Source organism: Pseudomonas sp. LM13, from assembly GCF_041381355.1.
Lineage (GTDB): Bacteria > Pseudomonadota > Gammaproteobacteria > Pseudomonadales > Pseudomonadaceae > Stutzerimonas > Stutzerimonas frequens.
The window spans coordinates 1-23,097 of sequence record NZ_JACBXH010000021.1 but is presented as its reverse complement, the minus strand read 5'-3'; the positions used below and the strand labels follow the sequence as shown (position 1 = coordinate 23,097).

The window sequence follows — 23,097 nt, the reverse complement described above, 5'->3', positions numbered from 1 at the left end:
GGTCAGGTTGCTCCGTAGTTGAACAGGACGATGGAGCCAGCCGGCTTGTCGCGGCTGACGATGCATTCCAGGCGGGTGTCGCCCGGCTGCTGTTCGGGAAGGTTGAGTTGCCAGGCCTCTTCCCAGTCTTCACCGCCGTAGCGGTCGCCCATGCGGGCGCGGCCGTGGCGTCGGGCCTGGTACTCGGTGATGGTGACGGCCGGATAGCCGAGAGCGATGGCCAGCGCGGTGAAGTAGGGACGGCTTTGCCCACCGGCGCTGATCAGCTTGGCGACCACCAGTTGGACGCGCTCGACAACGGTCTGGCTGCCCTGGACGCTGCAGGCATCGGGCAGGCCGAGCGCCGCTTCCCAACGGTCGAGCAGCTCGGCGGCCTGCTGCGGGTCGGTTTCCCTGAACAGGTCGTCGTTGCGCTGGTGGGCGCGGGCGAGGCTTTCGCCCAGGGCCAGCAGCAGGCGCTGCAGGTGGCTTTCGGGATCTTGCGTCCAGGCCGCTCCAGGCGGTAGCAGCTGACTGAGTTGCTGGCCATAGGCCTCTGCCGTCATAGCCATTCGATGCCCCCAAAGACGGGCATCACGCCCGCGCCGTGGGTGAGGTCGGACTGCGGTGCTAGAAGCTCATGGTCGAGTTCACCGGCAGCAGTGCTGATGGCCTCGCGGATATGGCTGAGCAGCAGGGTCGAGCCGGGAGCGCTGGTGCGACGATGCAGGTCGCGCAGCTCGGCCTCGACGGCGAGGCGAATCGCCGCGGTGTCCGGTTTGAGCTGGATGCGGTAGAGCACCTCGGCAGCGACCGGCGGCAGCACATAGACCGACTTGCGGCCGGCTTGCCGGCGCTGGTCAATGTAGGCGGCTACGGCGTCCAGCACCTCCTGGGAGGGAATCGGCGTAGCCTCGTTGTCGCAGGCCAGGCGCACGGTGACGCTCCCGGCACCCTGTTCGTATTCGGTCACCCAGGCGCGAGTGACGGCCGGGTGAGCATCCAGCGCCCAGGTCTTGTAGTCAGCCAGGGAGCCGCCGCGTGGTGGGTTGCGCAGGCGGTTGAGCACCCGTGTGCGCAGGCCGTCGAGCGATTCGGCGTCGGCACCGCCGGTCAGGCCCGCGCTACCGACGCTGAGCGTGGACTGGACGCCAGGTGTCGGGCTGAGCAGAGTGAGGCGGGCGCCCGGCTCCAGATTGCCGGCCGCACCGGCTTCCTGGGCCCGGATGGTGACGCTGGCGGTCGCGCCCGCCAGGGTGGCATCAGCCAGGGTGACGTAGAGCACGCCTTGCGTTGACTGCAGCACGGTACCGGCCGCCAGCAGGGCGCCGGCGATGCCGCTCAATTCAGCGCTACCGGCGGCGTAGGTCGGCTCGCGATACCAGAGCCCCAGGAGCCCGGCCCAGCGCTCGACGCCCTCGGCATCGGCACGTTCATCCGGCAGGAAGTTGCGCTCGCGATAGGCGATGTGGGCATGCAGGCCATGCACGGCGCCGGCCTGGGCAAAGGCGATGACACCCGCAGCGGTGCGGCGCGTTTGCGCGCCGGTACCGGGGAGGCGGGTTTCGATGTCACGGGCGATCAGCTGGCGGGTCTGCTCCAGGCTGTCGAGTTCGAAGGCCATTAATGGGACTCCCAGAAGACGTCGTATTGGTGGTTCTCGCGGCCGCCGTCGGCGCGCAGGATGTCGACGGCCAGGCGCAGCACCCCGCGACGCAGCACGCTGGGCGTGACCACAACCTCGGCGGCGATGCCGTCTTCGCGCAGCCAGGCCAGCGCCTCCTGGGCATAGTCGCGGGCGCGGCGCAGGGTTTCGGCCAGCTCCTTTTCACGCGAGAGCAGCCACAGCCGCGAGCCGATCAGGTCGCCGTCCAATTGCGGGTAGGCATCGGCCCACCAGCCGCGGCGATCGCTGGTGCCGGCGGGCAAGGCGTCGTCCGGCCGGGCCCGGCGGTCGCTGAACAGGCTGATGAGAATGGCGGTGCCCAGGCCATCGTCGAGCTGCAGGTCGGTGTCGGTGAGGGCCAGGTCACAGCCGTGGCCGTCGTAGATCAGGGCCAGATCGCTCATTGCGGGGCCCCGGTGCTGCCACCGCTATCGCCAGGATGGGTATGCGTGCTGCCGATGTTCCGGCCGTTGTTGGTGACGGTCCCGGTGATGGCGACGTTGCCGTTGATGGTTACGTGCGGGGCGTTGAGTTCCAGCGTCTGGACTGCGGTGACCTGCACCTTGTCGCGCAGCAGCTGGACCGTGTTGCCGAGGTCGTCATAGAGCGCCACTTCACCGTCCTCGAGGCTGGCCAGGCGGTAGCGCCGGTCGGCGCAGGCGATGACCACGCTATGGGCACGGTGGCCACCGACCGCCACCACCAGCGCCTCGGCGCCGGCGTGGGGTTTGTAGGTGTAGCCGTAGGGCTGCCAGTGCTCGACGTTATCGAGCGGCTCGTCGGCGAGGATGCCAAGCTGCAGGGCCTGCATCCGGGTGGCATCGTTGACCAGCGTGACCACGGCACGTGCGACCAGGTGCGCCAGGCGTCGCTGGATGGGGCCGAGCAGGCGGCTAGTAGAAGGTGGCATCGGCGGGCTCCGGTTCGGGCTGCGGGATGAGGTCGAAGGCTTCGCGTGGCATCACCGTCAAGGCGGTGCGCTCACCCTGGTCGTCGAGGCTGTAGGTGACGTCGGTGATCAGGCGCAGTTGGCCGCCGATGTACTGGTAGGCGTCGATCACGCTGGCGAGCATGTTCGGGCGCCACAGCACGCCGTTGCTCTGGCGGTGGCCCTGGACGGTGTAGGCAATCGACTGCGAACGGCCCCAACGCACGTTGCGTTCCCAGGTGACGCGCTCGCGCGCGCCAGCCGCGTCGAGCGGGCCGTCGGCGATCAGCGTCAGCGGCCGGTGGCGTTGCACGCGGGCGTCTCGCGCGGCGGCCATGACGGTCGATGCGGTTGCGCCGAAGGTGAAGTCGTCGCCGGCCTGCTGGCCCTTGAGCGTGTAGCTACTGAAGACATCTCGCAGGTCGAAGCTGCCCGAACCGGTGAGCACGTTCTGGCCGAGTACCAGGGCATCGTCGGCGCGCGCCTGGCCGGCTCGGGTGATGAGCAGGTTGCCGCGCCCGTCGGTAATGAGCAGCACGCCGCGGGTGCGGGCGGCCTGGTCGAGCATCTCGAACACCGTTTCGCCATCGTTGGGCTTGAGGCTGCGAAACGGTGCGTTGGCGCCTGCCTGGTCGATGACGCCAATGCCAAACGGCGCGCAAAGCTCGCGGGCAACATCGGCCAGGCTGCGCCCGATCCATTGGGTAGGCGGTGCCGAGCAGTCGACCAGATCGGCCGTCGCGTCGCGCCCGGAAACGCTGAGGCTGTGCTGCTCAGCGTCGTAGCTGGGCGATACGCTGTCCAGGTACCCGGTGATCAGCAGTTGCCCGTCATAGTGCAGGGTGCAGGGGGCGCCCACGCGCAGGGCGCGGCGGCCTGCCTGGCCGACCCAGCGCTCGGTCAGGCGCAGCTCGAAGCTGCCGGCCAGCTGCTGCATGCCCAGGCTGATGCGGTAGCTCTGCCAGCCGCCCCAGTCATTGCCGTCCACGGTGAGGCGGATCTCAGGCATTTTTCAGCACCTCCAGCTCTGCGCCGCCGGGCACGAAGCCGGGATGGGCAAGGCGGTTGCGGGCAACGATCTGCTCGGCCTGGCGGGCGTCGCCGTACAGGCGGTGCGCCATGACCAGGGCGGGCTGGGTCTGGGCGGTGGTGATTCGAGTGAGGGGGACCAGGCTGGCAGCGGTACGGTTCATCTCGGTCACCAGCTGCGCACTGAGGCGGGTCAGCTCGCGGTAGCGCTCCGGAGCAGCGCTGAGCTGCTGACGGTCCAGTTCGACCAGTAGCTGATCGCGGATCTCAACCGCCTGGTTGCGGTTGTCGAATGCAACGCCCTCGACCCGATGAACCGCCGTGCTGTTGGCTCCCGTCACACCGGAGCGGGCCGGCAGGGCGGTGGCAGTGGAGGGCCGGCTGCCGGTGCCGGAGGTCGGCGTGCCGCCTGCGGAGCTGCTGCCGGCGGCCGATGAGCGGCCCGAGACAGACGCTACGCCCGTTCCGCGTGCTACGCCTGCTGCAGCTGGGCTGTTGGCGGGCTTGCTCACGGCGAGTCGCACCGCCTCGGCAAGCGCTGCGCGCTCGATCAGGGTGTAGATCGCCGCCTGGTTGGCTGCCATCTGCGTGCGTGCCGGCGTGCGCAGCGCTGACGGCACGCTGATGCGCTTGGCCCGGTCGCCGAGGCCGAACAAAGACATCTGCGCCTTGAGGGCCAGCAGCGGATTGCCTGCCCCCGAGCTGATGCTGCGAACAAGCCCAAGCAGGCCAGCACCCAGGTTGCCAGGGGAGAGGAGCAGTTGCTGGATGTTGCCAGTGAGCCGGCGAAACAGCGTGCCGAAGCTGCCGGCTCCGTCCAGTAGCCCGCCGGCGCTGAGTAGCTCGTCGGTGGCCTCCTGGGCGAAACCGATGGCGTCGTTGGCAAGGCCCTCGGCATAGCCGATGGCGTCGCCCACGGCGGCGAGCGCTTCGCCAAGCACGCCTTGCGCTTCTTCGGCGACGGAGCTGATCCAGCCGACCACGGCGAAGCGGTCGAGGAACTCGGCCAGCGCATCCTCCTGCAGCGCGTCGGCGGCCTCGTTGCCGGCGATGCCCTGGACCACGGTGCTGTCCGGTCGCGGTGCCTCACCGGCTTCGACGAAGGTCACGCTGATGCGAGCTAGCCCGCCTTGCTCGGTGCTTTCCTCGCAGCTGTAGTCGCCAAGCACGGCCACCAGCAGTTCGCCCCGGAACGGGTGCATCAGCGTACCGGGGCCGAAGGTCTCCAGCGCCTCGATCAGGCGATCGCGCTGGGCCATGTAGTCGGGGCCGATCAGTGTCAGGGTGAGGTTGAACTGGCGCGCACGGCGGCCCATGTCCTCGGTCATGGGCGTATCGCGCAGGGGGAATTCGTTGAGCACCGTGCGCCGGCCGCCCGTGGAGCTGCTGCTCTTGAGGTGGAACGGCACGCCGCGAAAGGCGCCGGGGCGGTATTCGTCGCGCCACGCCATCAGCCACCTGCCCCGGTTCGGCCGGTGTAGGCGGCCAAGTCGACGCCGCCGTCAGCCTGCAGCAGGCTGACGCGCGGACGGCCGTCACTGTTGATTTGAACCTCAATGCGCCCGGTCACCTCGGCTGGCAGCGGCTGCGCGCTGCTGATGGCCGACCGGACGTGTTCGGTCAGGCCGCGGGCGGCCTCCTGGAGGGCCTCGTGAGGAATCACCGGGCCCTGTGCCAGTGGCCCTGTCGCCGCTAGCGGCGGCGCGCCTGGTAGCGACGCGGCCACACCCAACTGGGCATTCTGGCCGAGCCGCTCAGCCGGGGCGGTGAGGTTTTCGGGGGCGGCGGGACGAAGGGCGAGGTCGTCATCGGCGGCACGGTTGCGTTCAAGCGCCTGCCGGGCCTCTTCGCTGAAGGGGGACAGCAACATGGCCACGCTCTCGCCGATACCGTCGGCGAGACTGGCGCCGAAACTGCTGCCCAAGGGGCCTTGATCGGTGAGCAGGTAGTCGCTGATGAGTGTGCCGGCTCCGTAGCCCGCCGCGCCGGCGCCGGCCACGGCCGCGCCGGCCGTGGCCATGGCGGCACCTCCGAACGCCGGCAAGGCGCTGAGCGAGGTGCTGCCGAGCAGGCCGAGCGTGGTCTTGAGCTTGCTGAAGGTCTTGGGGCCGACCAGGTCGGTGCCGGCGTCGAGCAGTTGCTCGGCCGTGCCCGGCTTGTTCCCGAGGCTGTCGGGCATGTTGACGACGTAGACCGGCTGCACGCCTGCAGCCTCTTCCAGAGCCTTGCCGGTGGCCACGCCGGCAGCGGTGCCGCCGAGCTTGCCGGCGAGGCCGGAGATGGCCTTGCCGCCGTACCGTGCGGCGCCGAACAGCCCAGCCGCGCCGATGGCGCCACCGAGCAACATGTCCTTGCCGTCCAGGCCGAGGCCGCCGTTTTCCTTGCTGTCCATGCCCCACTTGATGAGGCCGCTCAGGGTGTCATTGACCGGCTCGGCGAAGTCGTCGGCGGCTTCGCGCAGCGCGCCCTTGAGGCGGTTGGTCTGGTCGACGGCGTTGCCGATGGCGTCCGGCAGGTCGCGGGCAATGGTGCCGCTGGCGTCGCGCACTTCGGCGAAGACCTGGTCCAGCTTGCCCAGCGAGTCGCCATCGAGCAGGGTCTTGAGGCCGCGCTGGGTGTCCAGGTCGGCTTTGCCGAACGCGGCGTTGATGAACTTGAAGCGCTTGGCATCTGTATCGAGCTTGTCGTACTGCGCCTTGATGTCCTGGATGACTTCCAGCGCATCGCGGCGCGAGCCGTCCTTGTCGAAGAACTTGACGCCGGTCGCCTTGGACGCGGACTTCATGTAGTTCGCGTTGGTGAACACGCGCAGGGTGCTGTCGGTGAGCGTGGCCAGGCGCTCGGCGTTGGGCTCGACCAGCGACAGCGTCTCGACCAGGGCCAGGGTCTGGTCGAGGCTCAGGTTGGAGGATTTGGCGCTGCTGCCGACGCGGGCGAAGATGTCCGGCAGGTTCTCCAGTTCGGCGTTGCCGGCGCGGCCGGCGACGACCATCTTGTCCAGCAGCAGGCGGGCCTCTTCGGTCTTGCTGAGGTCGATGTCGAACTGGGTGGCGGCCACGCCCATGGCCTTGGCCAGCGCATCGGCGTTGGTCTTGGAGACGGCCAGCGTCTCGGCCATGGGGGCGACGGTGGCGGTGGCTTGGGCAATGCCCAGGCCGCCGGCAATCAGCGCGTCCACGCCACCCTTGAGTTCATCCACGCCCTGGCCGGTGGCGATCTGGGCATCGAGCAGGCTCTGGCGCAGCAGATCGGCCTCGGCCGCGGTCGCGCCGGCGGTGAGCTGCAGCTGCTTGAGATCCTTGTCCAGCTGGGCCGACTGCAGGCCCACCGCGATGGCAGAAACCCCCACGCCCAGCTGCGCGAGCTTGCCTTCGACCGACCCGGCGAAGCGGCCGAGCGCGTCCAGCTCGCCCTTAGCGGCGGCGCCGAACTTCTTCAGGCCTGTCTCGCCCTTGCTCAGCCCGCCCATCAGGCGGGTGACATCGGCGGTCAGGCGCAGGGCCAGGTTGAGGTCGCGGTTGCTCATGCTTTCTTGGTCAGGTTGCCCAGGTAGTGGAGGAACTCAGCCGGCGGCAGCGCGAGGATCTGCTCGCGCGACCAGCCGTGACGCAGGGCGATCAGCTGGACGGCGTCCCAGTGATGGCGGAGCCGTCCGTTGCGCCGTTTCCCATGTCGTCGAGCTTGATTTGCGCCTGGCGCAGGGCGGTGAAGTCACCGCGCTTCTTGACCATCGCCACCACGAACGGGCCCTTGAACTCGTCGCCCTGGTCGTTGGTGACGCGGGTCAGCTGGCGCACGGCGAGCTGGGCGCTGTAGTGGATGGCGTTGGTTGGCCCGCCGGACTCGACCTCCGCCTCGATCATGTCGGCTAGCAGGGCCTCGCGCATTTCGAAGCGGATGTAGGTGGTACCGGCGATGACCAGGCCGTGGGGAAAGCTGCCGCTGGTGGTGAGCTGCTGCATGTGTGCTCCTTACAGTTGCACGGCCGGCTGGCCGCTGATTTTGAGGGCGACGTCCTTGCCGACGCTGACGGCGTCGACGGTGAAGGCATCGCGGATGACCCAGCCCTTGCCCGTGTCGGACTCGAACACGACGTTGGCGCCGGTGAGGTTGCGCAGCTCCTCGATGTCCAGGTCCTGCTTGAGCGGGGCGGTGCAGTTGAGTTCGGGCGCGGCAGTGGCCTCGGAATAGCCGACGGTGCCGTCATCCAGCGCCTCCGGGGTCCGGGCGACGCCGCCGAGGTTCAGGGTGGCGCCCTCGCGGGTGGAGAGGCGCTTGCCGTTGTAGGTGATGGTGGCGCGGCCGTGATGCTGCATGGAGCCTCCTTACAGGCGGTACTGCACGGCCGCGGCGAAGATGTCGAACTGGTTGACCAGGTTCGGCGTCAGCACGGCGTTCATGCGGTTGGGGTTCTGGGTGGAACGCTTGAGGATCAGGTCGCGCTTGAAGCCTTCCAGGTCCTCGAGCACGCCGTCTTCCTTGGCCAGCTTCTCGGCTTCGGCTATCAGCGTGGCGCGCACCGTGGTCGGGGTGGCGTAGGCCTGGCCGGGAATGGCCACGTCGCCCAGCTTGTGACGCGGGTAGTCGCGGGCCACCGCAGCGTTGAAGCGGAAGCGGATGAAATCCGCGGTCCACTTGGTTTCCAGGCGCAGCAGGGCGATGTCCGGCAGGCCGAAGCTGTTGACCTGGTAGTTGGTGATGATGGTCTCGATCAGCACCTGGCCGCCGGCATCGACGGTGAAGGTGCTGATGCCGTCGAACAGCAGCAGGTTGCGCTCGGCGCGGGTGAAGCGACTCTTCTCCGGCGGCGGCAGCACGCCCGGCAGCGCCAGGCTACGGAACGGTCTTGCAGGATCATTGGCACCGGAGAACTCTGCGACCGTCGCCCAGACGGCCGCGGCCACCCACGGCGCGGTCGGCATGTCGTGCAGGCCCAGGGTGCTGAGGTGCGGTGAGTTGCGCTCGCTGCCCCAGGTGGTGAGCGCGGCGTGGTTGCCGACCTTGGCGTTGAACACGTGGCCGGTGAGCACGTCCATCGGGCCGAAGCGCGCGGCCATCTCGCCTTCCAGGGCGGTGAGGTTGGCGCCGTCCAGGTAGGGGCAGGCAATGCTGTAGTACTGTGTGCCGGCGATGGCATCGAGCACCGGCTGGACCGACGGGTTGGCTGTGCCGCCGGTCATGGCAGCGATCGCCACGGTCAGCCCGGCCGGGGTCTGCTCGCCGTAGTAGTTCAGGCGCAGGTCCAGGTCGTTGCCGGTTTCGCCCTTCCAGCGGCAGGTCAGGGTCACCACGCCCAGCTCGGCCGCGGCGGTGACGGGCAGGTCGGCATCGGCATTGATGGCGTCGGCCAGGCGCGAAGCGATCGCGCTGGCGGCATCGCCTGCCACGACCATGGCGCGCACGACCTTGCCGCCGATGTAGAGCGCCAGGGTGCCGCTGGTGGTCGGGCTGCCGGTCAGCGTAATGCTGCCGGTGGCGGCTATGCCGGCCGGGTCATCGTCCAGGGCAATGGCCCAGAGGTCGACGTAGTCGCTGGCGCCACGTGCGGCCTTGGCCATGCCGTGCAGCATGCTGCCCTGGCCGAACGCCTGCGCGGCCTGGTCGCTGGCCTGGCTGCCCAGGCGCATGGCCACGCCGGCCGGGGCGGTGCCGCTGGCCAGGCGCTGGCCGATGAGCAGCAGGCGCCGCTCCATCACCGCGCCGCCGCTGACCGCCTTGCTCGGGTCGATCTCGATGTAGATGCCCGGTACCCGGATGTTATCGGGCACCTCGTTGAAGCTGACATTCTCAGCCATGGCTTACTCCTTCGGCGCGGCCTGGCGCTTGCGGGTGGGTGGGGTGCCGGTGGCCACCGAGCCGTCGGCCATGCGGCGGCGCCAGTAGCTGTCGAGCACGACGAAGTCGCCCTCGGGCTTGAGGTGCCCGCCCAGCGGGTGGCGCACCTTCAGGCCCTCGGCGGGCACCAGGAATACGGGTTGGCTCATGAGCCCTCCTGCGGGTTGATGTGCGAGTGCAGATCCGGCGCGGGCTCTGCGTGGTCTTCAGCGGCCCAGCGCTGGCGATCGGCCGCGGTGGCGAAGGGCTGGATGTCAAAGTCGGCGTGAAACTCCAGGAAGTCGCCGAGGTTCACAGCGTCCTTCTGCGGCGGGTCGACGTCGGCCTGGATCAGCACCAGGGCCACGTGCAGGCCCTGGTCGCGCAGGGCGTCGTCCTGCATGAACTGGTAGCGGGTGACCTCCCAGCTGGCATCGCCGGCGACGCCGCCGTGCAGCTCGGCGATGGCGGCATCGAGCATCTCGTAGAGGCCGATGGTCTTGCCGTCGCCATGCCGTGCGGCCTGGTGGCTGCGGGCGTTGCGCGCCACCAGCACGACGACGAACTGCGGCGTGGCCAGGGCCTGGCTCAGCGTGCCGTCCATGGCCACCACGTAGGCGGCCGGTGCGTCCACGCCCCAGCGCTTGACCAGGTCCTTGTCCGGGGTGTCCGGCAGGCTGTCGACGGCGCGCAGGCGCGAGCCCAGCGGGCTGGCCTTGAGCAGGTCGATCAGGTGGCTTTCAAGATGGCCGAGCATCAGGCACCTCCCGGCGCGCGCTGGCGCACCAGGTTGGCGAGGTGGTTCTCGACCAGGTCGAGGATGTCCTGGCGATCGCCTTCGGAGATCCCGAGGAACGGCCGCGCCGGGATGCTGACCTGGCGTTTGGTCGACCAGCGATCGCCGATGCGAAAGCGCAGGCCGCGCGAGGACTTGGCGCGGATGGTGCCGCCGAACTGGTGGATGGCTGCATAGATGCGGTTGACGCCCCATACGGCCGAACGCTCGTTGGCGTAGCTGCCGATGGAGTCGCCCAGGTGGCCGTCGCGTGTCAGCGTCTTGCCGCCGCTGAGCTGCACGCGCAGGCTCGGCTTCCAGCGCTCGCCGTCCGGGCCGGTCTGGCTGCGGAAGCGTTCGCGGGTGCTGTTCTCGCCGAGAAAGGCGATGTCCTGGAGCAGCGGCTGCGGGTCACCGCCGAGCCGGCGGATCTGCTGGAACAGGCGCTGGACCTGCGGCAGGTTGTGGCTGATGCGAATGCTGACGGCCATCAGATGAACCCCCGGCTGTTGTCGCGGGCGAACACCAGGGCACCGCTGACCATCTCGGCGCCGGCCGAGGGCTGCGCGGTGCTGCCGTCGCTGGCCAGGCCCAGCTGGACCTTGCCGGCGGCGACGTGCTCCAGGAAGCGGATGGAGTCTTGGTAGAGGGCCTTCACCTGGTCGGGTGCGGCGTCGTCGAACAGCACGAAGCGGGCGATTTGGCAGGCGATGCGTTCCAGGACATCGGGTGTCTGGCTGAGCGGCAGCTGGTAGCGGCCGCCCAGGTAGGTGTCGATGGTTTGCTCGGCGTCGCCCAGGGCGCGCTCGACCTTGGCCAGCGCCGCGGCAGCCGCGGCCTGCTCTTCAGCCGTGAAGCTGGAGAGGTCACCCGCCGCAGCGGCGATGCGCAGCAGCTCGCCGTCCACCAGGGGCGGCAGGCTGGCATCGGCACGCTGGGCGATCTCGTCCGCGTTGTAGCGGGCGAGCAGCTGGAGGGCGCTGGCGTAAGGCATGGCAGTTACTCTTCAGCCGAGAAGGTGCAGTGCTCGACCTTGAGCAGCGGGTCGGCTTCCAGTGCGGCGAGTTGCTCGTCGCTCAGCACGCCCTTGGCAAAGCCCTGGCCGCCCTGGTCGAAGCAGAAGCCGGCACGGCAGCGGCGACCGACCGTGGCACGCACGTAGACGCCCTCGACCTCGGTTGCTGCCTCGGGCTGCTTGTCGGTGCCGGAGGGTGCGGCAGACTCGCTCGGAGCCGGAGCCGGAGCCGGAGCCGGAGCCGGAGCCGGAGCCTGGGCTTCGGTAGCGGTGGTTGGCGCGGTGGCAGCCGGCTGCTCGGTGCCCGGTACGGGTGCCGGCGACTCGGTCGTCGAGCCCGGCGTGGTTTCCGGGATCTCCTGTACGGTCGAAGACGGCTGCGGCTCGGTGACGGGCGCCGATTGCGAGGCCTTCGGGGCAGCGGGTTTCTTCGCGGCCATGTGTCAAATCTCCTGCAAAGTGGCCATCCGTGGCAGTGGCGATCAGTTCACCCAGGCGCTGTCGAGGATCTCGACCAGGCCGTAGTTGGGGTTGGTGGCGCCGCCCGCCAGGCGCTCGGTACCGACCACTTCCTTGGCTGCGGCGCGCAAGTTGGTGGGCACCACCAGCACGGTCGGCTTGAGGTTGAGCGGGCGCCCGCCGTCGGCCTTGAAGCCGCGCATGGCGTCGTAGGCTTCCTGGAAGCTGGCGGCGTCCAGGGGCTTGGTGGAGCGCACGGCCATCTGCCAGAAGCCGAAGCCGGCGTTATTGCGCGCCCGCACGCCGTAGCGGAATTCGTCAGCGGTGAAGACCTGCTCGTCGTCGAGCTTGGTCATGCTGGTGAATTCGGGCTTGGTGCGTTCCTGGTAGATCAGCGGCTTGAGTGCGCGACTGGTGTCCAGCAGGTACCAGGCCGGGCCCGGATCGGCCGCCGGGGCGAAGCTGTTGGCCACGGTGGCGGCGACGCCCGTGCCGTCGACGTTCGGGTAGACCGGGTGGTCGGTGTCGAAGAAGTTCTGGCCGTCGAAGCACAGGCTGGTATGGCCAGCCTTGAGCAGCGCGAAGATCAGCTCGTCCGGGTGGGAGCCGGCAGCGCGGCCCATTTCGGCGAACAGCGGGCTGTAGATGCCGACGTTGTCGTCCTCGATGTCGGTGCGCTTCACGCCGACGGTGGACTCGAACAGCTTGTTGCTGATCTGGTAGCCCTGCGCGGCCATGTCCTTGACCACGCGATCGCCGATCCACTCGCGCAGCTGCGGGAACTGGCCCAGCCAGCCGTAGGTGTTGCTGGCCGAGGTGGAGTTGACGACGGTGGCGAGCTTCTTGAACTCGCTCGGCGCAGCTTCCAGGGCACCCTGGAAACTGGCCTGGAAGCCGGTGCGCAGCGCGACCAGCAGGGCGGGGGTAATGACGGCCATCTATCAGGCTCCTTTGGCTTTGGCGAAGGCTTCGGGCGAGAGGCCGGTCAGCGCGGCGGCTTGCAGCTCCACGTCGGAGAGGCCGTGGGGGTTGTCCTGCGGCTGGCGGCCGTCGGTCTGGCGACCCTTGAGCGCGGCGATCGCGGGGGTTTTCTCCAGGTAGCCCTTGAGCGCGGCGAGGTTGGTCTGGCCCAGCTCACGCGCCCAGCTTTCCTGCGCGGGCAGCAGACGGCCGTCTTCCAAGCCGGCTTTCACCAGCTGGCTGACTTCGCCTTCCACCTGGGTGGCCTTGAGCGCGGCGATGTCCTGCTTGAGCGACTCGACGACCTCGATCGGGGCGAACTTGGCCGGGTCCGGCTTGCGTTCGGCCTTGAGGGCTGCGAGCGACTGCTGCAGGTCGTCCGCCTTGGTGGCGTTGGCCTTCAGCGCAGTGAGCGCGGTCTGGATGTCTTCATCGCTGGCGTCCGAAGACAGGCCCAGCGCCTCGATCAGTTGGTCTCGGTTCACACGTTGGTTCTCCTGTGCGGAAGGGGCGGCCGGAATGGCCAGTTCGAAACGGGCAGCCGCCAGCGCCGGCAGGGAGGCCATGCCGTCGAGTGCGGGGTAGTTGGTGAGGCCGACGTGCAGCAGCTCCAGGACCTCGCCGGTCTGCTTGTCGTAGGTGAAGACGGGGGACAGGTAGCGGTATTCGCGCGCCGCCAGCATGGCGCTGGCCTTGTCGGTCCACTGCACGCCGGTGGCGAACAGGCCCTGGCCCTCGCGCCACTCCAGACCGCTACCGGAGAACCAGGCGGCGGCCGGAGCCGGCAGGCCGTTCTCGGCGCTGTTGAGGGTCTGGTGTTCGTAGTCGATGACGACGTCGGTGGCGCGGGCTGCGGCTTTCGCGATCAGCCGCTGGGCGACCTGGGCGTCGATGAACCAGGCGCCGGCCGCCACATCACGCGGGCGACCGTCGCGGGCCTTGAAGGCGCCGACCGGGAAGAGCTGGATGGCCGGACCTTCCGCCTGGATCTCGAAGATGCAGGCGGCGATCGCGGCGGTGGGGGAGGCTTTGGTCTTCATGCCGCCAGTGTCGGCGGCATGGTTTGGCTAGTGCAGAGTGAGGGGGTTCAGTGGTTTAGCTACGGAACGGCGTGAGCCGTATCAGCTGAATTGCCCTGCCGTGGCCCCTGCTTCCTGATAGACGATCCGAAGTTGCGGATCTTCGGGAGGCAATGGCATGTCCGCAATACCTTTAACCTCTATCCCCAGCTTCATGGCTTTTCGACGTAGTTTCTTATCGTCGCTAAACATCTCTTTTGCCCCGTGACGAATGCCGACTGACAGGATCTGCAGATCGAACTTCACCTTCGCCCAGGTTTCGGCTTCGTCCACTGGAATGCGTGGCCCGCATTTCGCCTGATACTGCTGAAGAAGGGCACATTCGATAGCAGCCGACTCGTCGAATGGCTCGATTTTGAAGACGCTTGACGAGCTGAGGATGGACATCACTTGATCCAGTTCTGAACCTGCCCGCACGAGAATTTCCGCATAAGCGGGGGTCGGAATTAGGATTTTCCTTTTCCGGTTCTGCTTGATGAAATACTCAATTCGCTCCTTGCAACGAGTCACTTGCTGGCCAGTCGACACATCTACCGGTGGACGTGCATCCGGGTTGATGAGGAACACCAGTACAGACGTATCAATCAAAATCACTCGAACCTCCCGACGCGGGCATCCCGCCTGCGAGCACTTCCGGCTCAGTCCAATCCGTATTTATTTCGCGGAGCTTGTCTAAAACCTCAGGCAACGACTCGTCCACCAGCACCTGGAACTCGCGCACGTGAAAATCCGAGTCTTGTGTCCAGACGCCTTCTTCGTCACGCAGCCAACTGCATATGCCACTAACGCGTACAGGGGTTTTGAACAGATGCTGGGCGAGGTCAGCCGCGAGTTCTCGGTCCAACGTGCAGCGCCAATACCGGCCGTTGCCGGCATCCAAGGTCGCATGCGCGGTCTTGTCCTTGCCTCCGATCTTCACCACATATCCATCTAGAGTGCCTTCCTGGCGGACCTTAAACGTACGTGGTACGGGAAGCTCTCTGCCGGGAAACTGGATTATCTGCGCGGTGCGAGTGGGCGAAACGCGATCAAGGCGAGCGACCGCCTTATCGGCTCGTAGCATTACGTTGATGATGTTGAAATGCTTGTTAGCTTCCGAACCCTTCATTTCGGCCGTCTTCAGCCGATCGTCAATTAGAGGGATAGCATCATGTTCCGAGAGAACATGATATCGGAGGCTGCTTTCGCGGATCTCATTGATGTGAACATCAGCTTCGCTCCCGAGCAGTTTGGCGAGTTCTGCCATGTACTGAGCGACGCGAAGCATAGGGGCCGTGCTTGGCTTAAGAACGTCTATGGTGAAGACGTATTGAATATCATCATTGATCATGGCTCCCCCTTGGCACGTCCCGTTGCCACTGGCCCGGTGAGCCTGGCTCGGCGTCTAACGGGCGCGCTAAGCGTAATGATGGCGTATTGGGCGAGCAATAGAAAAGTAGGCTAACGCCCAAAAAAGGCTATGACCGTCCGTTCTGCCTTGCTACTGCAAAGAGCTTGCACCGTTAGAAGCCCGTTAGCCGCTCCGCTACGCGTCTCAAACGCTTAATTCCTCCCCACGGTAGCCGTGCAGCGCTAATCGCCCCACCAGCGCGCTCGCAGGAGTTATCGCTTTCTACCGAAGCAACCGCACCAAACTGCGAACCACCACAGCCGCCCCTGACCGCTCGACCGTCAGCAGAAGCGCCGAGCCATCTGTCTGTTCCAAGCGGTACAGGAGGCTGCCTTCGGCCTGCCGGATCGGCGTGCCAGTGTCGAGGATCTGTTGCACCAGGGCGTAGTCCTCGATCAACACGTTGGGCTGGTTGGCCAACTGGTCGAGCAGGACCGCCTCGGCCAGCAGCACGACTGCCGCCTGGGTGCCGAATTGCTGGAGGCCGGCTGGGTTGAGGTGGGCCAAGGGGAAGCGCCCAGCCGGCTTGCGGTACCACTCGGCGAAGGCCTCGCCCTGCACCAGGTCGGCGATGGCCGAGCGGGCAACGACTGCCGGGGCGGCTTCGAGCTTGTCGACCAGGTGCTGGACCAGGCTGCCGCGTCGGCCCCCCGGTGGGTAATGGAAGGCGGGATGCACGCCGGCCGGGATCTGCTGGACCTCGCCGGTACGGGCGTTGACGTAGGGCGTGGTGGGCACCCTGGGCGACTCGCCCACCTCCAGCCCGCGGCGCTGCAACTGCGCGGCGGTCAGGGCGAAGACGCGGCACTTGCAGCCCCATTCCTTGACCGGCATGTGGTTCTGCCAGAAGGGATCGTCCACCGGCAGGACTAAGCCGTCCCAGGCCTTGTGCTGCAGGCGCGGATTTTCGGAGTTGCCGCCGTCGTACTGCAGGTATGGAAAAGTGGCTTTGCGCGCCTGGATGCGCTCCCACTGGCCCTCGCTGTGAGCGGTGCGCAGGTTGGTGTCGTAGATGACCTTGAGCCGGCGCGGGCTGCCGAGCTGGACGTCACGCGCCTCGCCAGTGAGTGGGTCTTGCCGGGTCTGCCGGCCCCACCAGCCCTTTTGCTGCAGGGTGGGGATGAGACGCTTCTGGAACTCCTGCAGGGTGGTGCCTTCGGCCAGGGCGCGATCGACCTCGGCGCGGATGTCCTGGAGCAGGTCCAGCTGCATGGCCTTGGCCACGGTAAACGCGGCCTGATGCTGGGCCTGCCAGACGTCGCGGTAGTCGAAGCCGACGGCGTAGCCCTTCTGGCGGAAGTAGGCGATCGCCTGTTCGGGTGGCAGCGCCTGCAGCTCGACCATCAGACGGCTCCAGTCCGGCCGGCCAGGTGGCCGGCGAACATGCCCTGGGCGATCAGCTCGACGAGCTGGCCGGCATCGAGGTCGGGGATGACCTCGGGCAGGCGCTCGCGGAATTCCTCCAGGCTCTTGCACTGGGCAAGCAACTGCTGCACCGGCTCGGCCATGCGGGCAACGGGTTGCCACTGGCCGGCGAGCTGCTCGGCCAGGTCATCGAGCGGGTCGACCTCTGGGGTGGCCTTGAGCGCGGCGACCCGCGCGGCGGCGGTCGGTTTGGGCTCGGCTGTAGGCGCACCGAGCACGGCATCACCCTGACCCGGCTGCGGGATACGCAGCTTCTCATGGGCCCAGGCGACGGGGATCTGCATGCCGGCCTCGACCAGCTTGGGCAGGGCGTCGGCGTAGGTGGCCATGTCCTCGGCTTCGACCAGGTCGAACTGGAAGCGCGGCAGGCGGCGCGGGTCGCGGTCGCCGCCGCGGTTGAGCACCAGGAGCGGATAGAGCAGGTACTGCCGCAGGGTGGTGGCGACTTGTTTGGCATCGCTCTTGAGCAGGTCGTGGCGTACTTCGTTGTGCACGTTGCCCAGGGCGTTGGTGCTGCTCTTGCCGTCGGCCTGGCTGGTGAGCGTGCCGCCGAGTACGGCCTTGGACATGCTCTTTTCCGCCCATTGGACCATCCAGTCGAACGGGTCATGGGTGCCCTTGGCCGCTTCCTTGAAGTCGATGGCCATGCCTTCGGGGATGATGCCGGCGGCGTTGTGGCCGATATTCACCACGGCGCGCAGCAGGGTGGCCTTCTCGTCGCCGGAGGCGCCGGCCGGGTACTTGCCCAGGCGCACCGGCAGGCCGTAGATCTCCAGGAACTCGGCGAGATCGCGCACGGCGTAGTTCTTGAACAGGTACGGCCAGGCCAGCACGCGGTAGAGGCCGCCACGCGCCACGTAGCCGGACTTGGCCTTGTGCTGGTGGACGATCCAGCCGAAGGGGTTGAGCGCCTCGCCCTCGGCCGAGCCGTCACGCAGGCGCAGTTCGTTGCGGGTGGCCATGTCCAGCTGGAACCAGGACGCCTCGCGGTAGTTGAAGGCGGCGGGTAGCCACTCGCGGCCGAGGCGCTGCCAGTCCAGCTCGATGCAGGCGAAGCCCTTGCCGATGGCATCGAGCAGGTCGAACAAGAGATCCTCGAAGTCGGGCAGGTCCTGCAGCACTTCGTTGAGCCAGCCGGCCTCGGCCTGCTCGGCGGCGCTGGGGTCGCGTGGCGGCAGCACCGTCCAGTCGACGGTGGTCAGCGCGCGGCGGCGCTTGCCCATTTCGGCGAGCAGGTGGGCGTCCTTCTCTTCCATGTCCTGGAACAGCTCGCACTGCGCCTTGATGTCGCCGCGCTCGGCTGCCTGCAGGATGCTCGCCAGGCGCGGCGGGGTCAGCCCGCTGGAGGGGTGTTCGGCGTATTCGGCGTGCAGCTGGGCCAAGCGCGAGGTCTGCTGTTCGCGCAGCACCTCCTTCTCGAAGGGCCTGCCGTGGATGTCTACGATTGCCATGGATGCTCCTACCAGGCGCCTTGCCAGTTGCCGGGTTGATCGTCGTCGCCACCGGCCCAGCGGTCGGCCTTGGGCGGGGCGGGGGTGTATTCGATGGGGGCGGCCGGGGTGCGGCTGGCGGCATGGGCCAGCACGCCGGCGACGGCGGCGTCGCCGTGGCGCTTGCCGCCGCTTTTCTCGGTGGTGCGGCTGTCCGGTACGCGGGGCACGCCCTTGATGACCTTGAGCGCGCGATAGTCGTCGACGGTGTCCTTGTCGGCCGGCAGGTCGTAGAGGGTGCCGTCCTCGAGCGCGGCCTTGAACGGGGGCATGTTGTCGCGGTACCAGCCCTCGGTGAGCATCACCTGCTCGATGCGGGTGTGGCCGTAGCGCACGGCGGCGGCCTCGGCGATCGCCTGGCCGTTGCCGCGGGCGTCGTTCTTGCCGCCGAGGAAGTTGGGCAGCCGGTCGACGATGAAGAAGAGGATCTGCTCCTGCTGCTTGAACGGCACGTTGCGCAGCTCGACCTGGAAGGCCTGGCGGCGGCGCAGGTCCTGCTCTTGCAGCAGCGGCACGATGACGGACAGGTCGCCGCTGCGGCCGAAGTCCATGCCATAGAAGCTGCGCGCCTCGCGTGGCATCCGCTCCAGGAGCGGCAGCAGCTCACGCTCGCACCAGGACAGCGAGTCGGCCAGGCGCAGGTGTTCGGCGATGGTTTCGTAGCCCTGGGGGTAGGCCAGGCGCAGCACGGGCACGTCGCGGCTGGTGCGCTGCTCCAGGAGCGCCAGGGAGAGGTAGGCGCCGCCGCCCTGGCTGGGCACGCAGTCCAGCTCTTCCTCGGCGGCGTCGTCGTAGAAGGCATAGACGCTCTCGACCCAGGCGGCTTCTTCCTCGGCGGTCCACTCGATGCCCTTGCGCAGGCAGACGCGGCGATAGAGCCCGTCGGCCACGGCCTCCTTGAAGGTGCAGCGGAACAGCATGCCCTTGCGCTTGCCGGCGCGGATCTCCTCGATCAGCTCGTTGAAGGGGTTGTCGGTGCCGTCGTGGGTGCTGATGACGTGCACCTCGCCGCCCCAGATCAGCAGGGCCAGGGCCGCCTTGAGCAGCTCGCGCAGGTCCTGGTGGAACGCCGCCTCGTCGATCACCACCACGCCCTGGCGGCCGCGCAGGTTGGACGGCCGGCTGGTGAGCGCGACGATGCGAAAGCCGGACGGGAAGCTGATGGTGAAGGTCTTGATGTGCTTGTCCGGGTCCTCGTCGGGCCAGATGCCTTCCTCGATCTCGCTGGCGGCGTAGTTGAAGGCGCGCGCCCACATGGCGCAGGCCTGGATATATTCGACCGTCATGTCCTGGTTGTAGCCGAGGTAGTAGACGGTCTGGCCACCTGCGCTGCGCGCCGAGGCGGCGACCAGGACGTTATCCGCAGCCTCGGCCCAGGTGAGGCCGATACGGCGCGACTTCTCGCCGACCTTGAGCGGGGCGCGCAGGCCGATCCAGTTCTTCTGGTAGGCGAGCAGGACGGCGGGGATGTCGAGGGCGGCAGTGTTGTCCAGCACTGGTGGCATATTCATGCGGCAAGCCTCGCGGTGGTAGGCTCGCGGTGCCAAATAACCTGCGAGGGACTGTGCCGATGTTCGAATGGTTTTCGACAGCTGTAGCAAGCGCCAACGCTGCCAAGGAGATCAGCAAAAGCCTGATGACCCTTCGCGACGAAGAGATGATTCGCGGCCGGGTTTTTGAACTGACCAACAGCCTTATGGACCTTCAACAGCAATTGATGAGGGCGCAAATTGAACAGATGGAGCTTGTTCAGAAAGTGCAGGCGCTTGAAGCTGAAAGGCGAGAAAACGAACAGAAGCGGGAGCTTCAAGAGCAATACGCTCTTTACCAGTTCCCTGAAACTGGGTCTTATGCATATCGGCTGAAGCCATCCCTGATTTCGGTCGAGCAGCCGGAGCACTATCTTTGCTGTACGTGCTGGGATGGCGGCACAAAAGCTATCCTGCAGCCGCGCGCCTATGGTTTCGTCTGCCCTAAATGCTCGCATTTTGTACGAACCAAGAACGACATCTGACTTCACCCCGCCACCCCCAGAATCTCCCGGCGGATCTCGGCGACGGTCTCGGCATCGAGGCCGCCCTTCTTGGCGATCTTCTCCACCTCGGTAGCAGCCGCTTCGGCCTTGGCGCGCACCTCGGCCTGCCACTTCTTCTGCGCGATGCTGGCCTTGCCCAGCTCGGCGACAGCCTTGGCGACCTTGGGCAGGTCGATCTGGTCGCCTTCGCTCATCAGCAGCTTGAACAGGTGTTCCTGGACGAGGCGCATCAGCGCTTCGTTGACGGCGCCTTCCTCGTCCGGCGCGGCGGCGACCACGGCGCGGGCCTGCTCGCTGGCCATCTTCAGCGCCGAGAGGCGTTCCTCGAAGTTCTGCCCGTAGCGGTGCAGCGCCGACTTGCTGATGGCATAGCCGCGCTCGGTTAGCTCCTGAGCCAGGGCCTCGTAGTCGCTGAAGTTGTTCTCGGCCAGGGCCTGGTCGAGCCAGGCCTTGACCTCGGCCGGGAGCGTGGCGACCTTGCTGCGCGGGGGCATGTCAGGCGCTCCAGTACTTTTCCGGGCGGGCGATGCCGGGGCGGCATTCGACGGTGTACTCGGCGATGTCCACGCCGTAGTGCGTCAGGCCGCAGATCCACACGCCGGAAGGCTCCTTCTTCAGGGTGACCAGGCTGCGGTCGGCGAGGTAGTCCAGCTCGCGGCGCAGCTCCAGGGCGGTGGCGTCGGGGTAGATGCCCTGGATGGTGGCCAGCACCACGGCCTCGTGCGGGTCTACCGGGCGGGATTTGTTGAGGGTCAGCAGGATGTACCAGCGCAGGGTTTCCCGGCGGGCCTTGTCGGCATCAATCATGGCGCGCTCCTTTGAGCAGGACGTTTTCGAACTTGAGGGCCAGGCCGTCGAGCTTGGCCTCGATCACCGACTGGCTGCGCACGAAGTCTTCGCGGCGCACGTACTCCAGTGGCAGGTCGGCCTGGAAGCGCATCAGGGCGCGCTCCAGCTGCTTGACCGTCTCGGCCTCCTTGTCCTGGCGGTCGAGCAATTTGGCGAAGCTTTCTTCCCAATGGCGGCTGGCGCTCTGGCGGGCGGCGTCCTGGGCGGCGAAGCGATCGGCCAGGCGCTTCTCGAACTGGGCCAGCAGGAGCTTGACCAGGGCGGTGACGACGGTGGCGAACAGGCTGAGCAGGGCGGCGGCCCAGCCGATCAGCTGGCTGAGTTCCATCTGGAGCATCATGGGGTGGCGTCCTTGCGGAGGGTGAGCAGGGCGGTTACCTGGCTGGCGAGGCCGCGGGCCCAGCGGCCGTAGTCCTGGGCGTGGGCGAGGATGTCGGCGGGGCTGACGCCGCTTTCGAGTAGTTCGGCGTCAGTGCCGGGGGCGGCGAAGGGGGCTGTGCCGTAGCGGCTGGCAACGGGGCCTGCCAGGGCGCCGGGCACGCCGAGGGCGGCGTTGTAGTCGCGCAGCCAGCCAACAGTGAACACGCAATGAGGCACAGGCTCAGGTGCCTGACCGGGCGTGCGGCGGTATTGAGCGGAGACATGGGCGATGCGGCCCTCCAGTTCGGTGACTTGCTTGGCGTGGGTGGCCTGGTCGGCGAGCAGCTGCGCCTCGGCCGCGTTGGCGCGGGTGACCTGCTGCTGCAGCTCGATGCGGGCCTGCTGTTCGGCGGCAAGCGCCTGCTGCGCCTGGGTGGTGCGTTCGTTCTGCAGGGCGGCGTTGCCCAGCGCCTCAGCGTGGCGGAAGCCGAAGCCGTAGCCGATACCGCCACCAGCGGCACCGCAGATAAGGCAGCCGAGCAGGGCGAGCAGCACGCCGGTCGGCAGGCTGGTGAGGCGCTCAAACATGGAGCGCCCTCCGCTGGCGGCGGGCCTTGCGGGCGGCACGGCGCGCCGCGGCGACGCCGGACTTGCCCGGCCGCTCCGGCGGAAAGGGCACGAGGTAGCGGCAGCTGGGTACCCACAGCCGCGGGGTGCCAAAGAGCCCATCCAGCAAGCGCAGCAGGCGGGCGATCATGCGCGCACCGCCTGGTGCGTCATCACCCGCAGCACGGCGTTGAGCACCGGCAGGCCGACGGCCACGGCGGTGTACAGGCTGACCGGCAGGTGCGGTTGCAGCAGGCCTGTGCCGGCCTCCAGGGCGACCAGGCCGGCCGCGATGGCGTTGACCCACAGCGTGCGGCTGCGGCTCCAGTGCTTGCACTCAGCCATGGCGCACGCCCTCCAGGATGCCGGCCAGGGCGAGGCCTTCGGCGATCAGCTTGTCGCCATACCAGTGGCCACCGGGCAACGGGCCGGGGCCGTTCTCATGACGGACGATGGCCTGCACCAGGGCGTGCATGGTGGCGAAGTCGTAGACGTCGACCGTCTCGTCGTCGGGGCCGATGCCGAGCGCCATGGCGACCTGTTTGGCATAGGCGGCGGTGTCGTTCTCGTGCGCCGGCGCCCAGCGTTCGATGATCTCGCGGACGCTGTCGATGCGGCTGCCGTCACGGGCGCGGCGGGCGTCCTGGTAGGTGATAAGCGTGCGGGCAATGGCGCGGATGCCCCACACCGGATGGCTGAAGACGATGAAGCGGGCGTCGCCCGACTGGTCCAGCGCCATGCCCTGCCAGCGGGTGCCGTTGCGCTCGATGTTGCCGGGGTTGTAGTTGCGGATGCCGCGGGGGCTCGGGCGGGTCATGCGGACTCCTTGTGGCCGATGGCCGCCCGCAGCTCGGCCAGGCGCGCGCGGCCGACCTCGGGGGCGGATTGCTTGAGTTCGGATATGCGGCGGGTCGGCTTCAGCGGCGCCGGGTCGGCGGCGGCTGCCTTGCGGTGCAGCTCACGGTGCGCCTTGACGGCATTGCGGCGCGCCTCGATGCGGGCGATGCCGTCCTTGGCCATGGTCCGCGCGATGGGCCGGAGTTCGATCGGGCAGCGGGCGAAGATCTCACGCTGGCGGGCGACGTCCGGGTAGGCATCGACGATGGCCTGGGCGTAGTCGCTGGCGTGGCGCAGGGGGCGCTTGGGGGCTTCGATATCCATGCCGCCATGTTCCGTGGCGGCTGGATATCAGGGGATTCTGAGGGGGTTCAGTAGATACAAAGAGCCCCGCATGGAGC

At 67.7% G+C, this 23,097-nt stretch carries 31 protein-coding genes; 1 reads left to right on the top strand and 30 read right to left on the bottom strand.

Annotated features, from left to right (window positions below; all coding sequences use genetic code 11):
- Nucleotides 1–2: 2 nt before the first annotated feature.
- The 22 genes from HZR81_RS14120 to HZR81_RS14015 form a co-directional block, all read right to left on the bottom strand.
- On the bottom strand, nt 3–551 hold the full coding sequence (locus tag HZR81_RS14120) for a YmfQ family protein (RefSeq protein WP_500128486.1): 549 nt from the start codon (nt 549–551) through the stop codon (nt 3–5).
- A complete protein-coding gene (locus tag HZR81_RS14115) occupies nt 542–1,603 on the bottom strand; it encodes a baseplate J/gp47 family protein (RefSeq protein WP_500128485.1) in 1,062 nt (353 codons plus the stop codon). The genes HZR81_RS14120 and HZR81_RS14115 overlap by 10 nt, the downstream gene beginning before the upstream one ends.
- Nucleotides 1,603–2,049 (bottom strand): phage GP46 family protein, encoded by a 447-nt coding sequence (locus HZR81_RS14110; RefSeq protein ID WP_500128484.1) that lies wholly within the window; start codon nt 2,047–2,049, stop codon nt 1,603–1,605. Before HZR81_RS14110 ends, HZR81_RS14115 begins: the two co-directional genes overlap by 1 nt.
- Nucleotides 2,046–2,555, bottom strand: coding sequence for a phage baseplate assembly protein V (locus HZR81_RS14105; RefSeq protein ID WP_500128483.1), 510 nt, complete (start codon nt 2,553–2,555; stop codon nt 2,046–2,048). The genes HZR81_RS14110 and HZR81_RS14105 overlap by 4 nt, the downstream gene beginning before the upstream one ends.
- Nucleotides 2,539–3,582, bottom strand: a complete 1,044-nt coding sequence (locus HZR81_RS14100; RefSeq protein WP_500128482.1) for a phage baseplate assembly protein — start codon at nt 3,580–3,582, stop codon at nt 2,539–2,541. The genes HZR81_RS14105 and HZR81_RS14100 overlap by 17 nt, the downstream gene beginning before the upstream one ends.
- The gene (locus HZR81_RS14095; RefSeq protein WP_500128481.1) at nt 3,575–5,053 is read right to left on the bottom strand and encodes a DNA circularization protein; all 1,479 of its coding nucleotides are present in this window, start codon (nt 5,051–5,053) and stop codon (nt 3,575–3,577) included. The genes HZR81_RS14100 and HZR81_RS14095 overlap by 8 nt, the downstream gene beginning before the upstream one ends.
- Entirely contained in the window at nt 5,053–7,128 is a 2,076-nt protein-coding gene (locus HZR81_RS14090; RefSeq protein WP_500128480.1) for a phage tail tape measure protein, read from the bottom strand. The genes HZR81_RS14095 and HZR81_RS14090 overlap by 1 nt, the downstream gene beginning before the upstream one ends.
- A 91-nt stretch (nt 7,129–7,219) precedes the next feature.
- Nucleotides 7,220–7,564, bottom strand: a complete 345-nt coding sequence (locus HZR81_RS14085; protein ID WP_500128479.1) for a phage tail assembly protein — start codon at nt 7,562–7,564, stop codon at nt 7,220–7,222.
- Nucleotides 7,565–7,573: 9 nt separating this feature from the next.
- Nucleotides 7,574–7,918 (bottom strand): phage tail tube protein, encoded by a 345-nt coding sequence (locus HZR81_RS14080; protein WP_500128478.1) that lies wholly within the window; start codon nt 7,916–7,918, stop codon nt 7,574–7,576.
- A 9-nt stretch (nt 7,919–7,927) separates the two neighbouring features.
- Nucleotides 7,928–9,397 (bottom strand): phage tail sheath subtilisin-like domain-containing protein, encoded by a 1,470-nt coding sequence (locus HZR81_RS14075; protein ID WP_500128477.1) that lies wholly within the window; start codon nt 9,395–9,397, stop codon nt 7,928–7,930.
- A 3-nt stretch (nt 9,398–9,400) separates the two neighbouring features.
- Entirely contained in the window at nt 9,401–9,586 is a 186-nt protein-coding gene (locus tag HZR81_RS14070; RefSeq protein ID WP_143495880.1) for a DUF2635 domain-containing protein, read from the bottom strand.
- Nucleotides 9,583–10,173, bottom strand: coding sequence for a phage protein Gp37 (locus HZR81_RS14065; RefSeq protein ID WP_500128476.1), 591 nt, complete (start codon nt 10,171–10,173; stop codon nt 9,583–9,585). The genes HZR81_RS14070 and HZR81_RS14065 overlap by 4 nt, the downstream gene beginning before the upstream one ends.
- The gene (locus HZR81_RS14060; RefSeq protein WP_500128475.1) at nt 10,173–10,682 is read right to left on the bottom strand and encodes a phage virion morphogenesis protein; all 510 of its coding nucleotides are present in this window, start codon (nt 10,680–10,682) and stop codon (nt 10,173–10,175) included. Before HZR81_RS14060 ends, HZR81_RS14065 begins: the two co-directional genes overlap by 1 nt.
- Complete coding sequence (locus HZR81_RS14055; RefSeq protein ID WP_500128474.1) at nt 10,682–11,185, bottom strand: gp436 family protein; 504 nt, start codon at nt 11,183–11,185, stop codon at nt 10,682–10,684. Before HZR81_RS14055 ends, HZR81_RS14060 begins: the two co-directional genes overlap by 1 nt.
- 5 nt (nt 11,186–11,190) lie before the next feature.
- Nucleotides 11,191–11,646 (bottom strand): HI1506-related protein, encoded by a 456-nt coding sequence (locus HZR81_RS14050; RefSeq protein WP_500128473.1) that lies wholly within the window; start codon nt 11,644–11,646, stop codon nt 11,191–11,193.
- Between the two features lie 42 nt (nt 11,647–11,688).
- The gene (locus HZR81_RS14045; RefSeq protein ID WP_200628532.1) at nt 11,689–12,603 is read right to left on the bottom strand and encodes a Mu-like prophage major head subunit gpT family protein; all 915 of its coding nucleotides are present in this window, start codon (nt 12,601–12,603) and stop codon (nt 11,689–11,691) included.
- Between the two features lie 3 nt (nt 12,604–12,606).
- Complete coding sequence (locus HZR81_RS14040) at nt 12,607–13,665, bottom strand: phage protease (protein ID WP_500128472.1); 1,059 nt, start codon at nt 13,663–13,665, stop codon at nt 12,607–12,609.
- 81 nt (nt 13,666–13,746) lie between these two features.
- Nucleotides 13,747–14,298, bottom strand: coding sequence for a type II toxin-antitoxin system VapC family toxin (locus tag HZR81_RS14035; protein ID WP_200628530.1), 552 nt, complete (start codon nt 14,296–14,298; stop codon nt 13,747–13,749).
- Nucleotides 14,285–15,034 (bottom strand): hypothetical protein, encoded by a 750-nt coding sequence (locus HZR81_RS14030; protein WP_200628529.1) that lies wholly within the window; start codon nt 15,032–15,034, stop codon nt 14,285–14,287. Before HZR81_RS14030 ends, HZR81_RS14035 begins: the two co-directional genes overlap by 14 nt.
- Nucleotides 15,035–15,316: 282 nt before the next feature.
- Nucleotides 15,317–16,438 (bottom strand): phage head morphogenesis protein, encoded by a 1,122-nt coding sequence (locus HZR81_RS14025; RefSeq protein ID WP_500128471.1) that lies wholly within the window; start codon nt 16,436–16,438, stop codon nt 15,317–15,319.
- Nucleotides 16,438–17,970: a DUF935 domain-containing protein gene (locus HZR81_RS14020; RefSeq protein ID WP_500128470.1), complete on the bottom strand. Its 1,533-nt coding sequence runs from the start codon at nt 17,968–17,970 to the stop codon at nt 16,438–16,440. The genes HZR81_RS14025 and HZR81_RS14020 overlap by 1 nt, the downstream gene beginning before the upstream one ends.
- An 8-nt stretch (nt 17,971–17,978) precedes the next feature.
- A complete protein-coding gene (locus HZR81_RS14015) occupies nt 17,979–19,520 on the bottom strand; it encodes a hypothetical protein (protein ID WP_500128469.1) in 1,542 nt (513 codons plus the stop codon).
- 59 nt (nt 19,521–19,579) lie between these two features.
- On the opposite strand from HZR81_RS14015, the gene HZR81_RS14010 reads away from it, so the two are divergent.
- A complete protein-coding gene (locus tag HZR81_RS14010) occupies nt 19,580–20,023 on the top strand; it encodes a hypothetical protein (RefSeq protein ID WP_332823223.1) in 444 nt (147 codons plus the stop codon).
- Between the two features lie 2 nt (nt 20,024–20,025).
- Here HZR81_RS14010 and HZR81_RS14005 read toward each other — a convergent pair whose 3' ends face one another.
- From HZR81_RS14005 to HZR81_RS13970, 8 genes are read right to left on the bottom strand one after another with little or no spacing between them, the layout of a single operon-like run.
- The gene (locus tag HZR81_RS14005; protein WP_230484357.1) at nt 20,026–20,538 is read right to left on the bottom strand and encodes a DUF3486 family protein; all 513 of its coding nucleotides are present in this window, start codon (nt 20,536–20,538) and stop codon (nt 20,026–20,028) included.
- Nucleotide 20,539: 1 nt separating this feature from the next.
- Nucleotides 20,540–20,851, bottom strand: a complete 312-nt coding sequence (locus HZR81_RS14000; RefSeq protein ID WP_143494297.1) for a hypothetical protein — start codon at nt 20,849–20,851, stop codon at nt 20,540–20,542.
- Nucleotides 20,844–21,233 carry a hypothetical protein gene (locus tag HZR81_RS13995; protein ID WP_143494298.1) on the bottom strand — a complete coding sequence of 130 codons (390 nt, stop codon included), beginning with the start codon at nt 21,231–21,233 and terminating at the stop codon, nt 20,844–20,846. The genes HZR81_RS14000 and HZR81_RS13995 overlap by 8 nt, the downstream gene beginning before the upstream one ends.
- Nucleotides 21,230–21,841 (bottom strand): lysis protein, encoded by a 612-nt coding sequence (locus HZR81_RS13990; RefSeq protein ID WP_500128468.1) that lies wholly within the window; start codon nt 21,839–21,841, stop codon nt 21,230–21,232. The genes HZR81_RS13995 and HZR81_RS13990 overlap by 4 nt, the downstream gene beginning before the upstream one ends.
- The gene (locus HZR81_RS13985) at nt 21,834–22,010 is read right to left on the bottom strand and encodes a hypothetical protein (protein WP_500128467.1); all 177 of its coding nucleotides are present in this window, start codon (nt 22,008–22,010) and stop codon (nt 21,834–21,836) included. The genes HZR81_RS13990 and HZR81_RS13985 overlap by 8 nt, the downstream gene beginning before the upstream one ends.
- Entirely contained in the window at nt 22,007–22,204 is a 198-nt protein-coding gene (locus HZR81_RS13980; RefSeq protein WP_500128466.1) for a hypothetical protein, read from the bottom strand. Before HZR81_RS13980 ends, HZR81_RS13985 begins: the two co-directional genes overlap by 4 nt.
- Nucleotides 22,197–22,676: a structural protein gene (locus HZR81_RS13975; RefSeq protein ID WP_500128465.1), complete on the bottom strand. Its 480-nt coding sequence runs from the start codon at nt 22,674–22,676 to the stop codon at nt 22,197–22,199. The genes HZR81_RS13980 and HZR81_RS13975 overlap by 8 nt, the downstream gene beginning before the upstream one ends.
- Nucleotides 22,673–23,020 (bottom strand): hypothetical protein, encoded by a 348-nt coding sequence (locus HZR81_RS13970; protein ID WP_500128464.1) that lies wholly within the window; start codon nt 23,018–23,020, stop codon nt 22,673–22,675. The genes HZR81_RS13975 and HZR81_RS13970 overlap by 4 nt, the downstream gene beginning before the upstream one ends.
- Nucleotides 23,021–23,097: the final 77 nt, after the last annotated feature.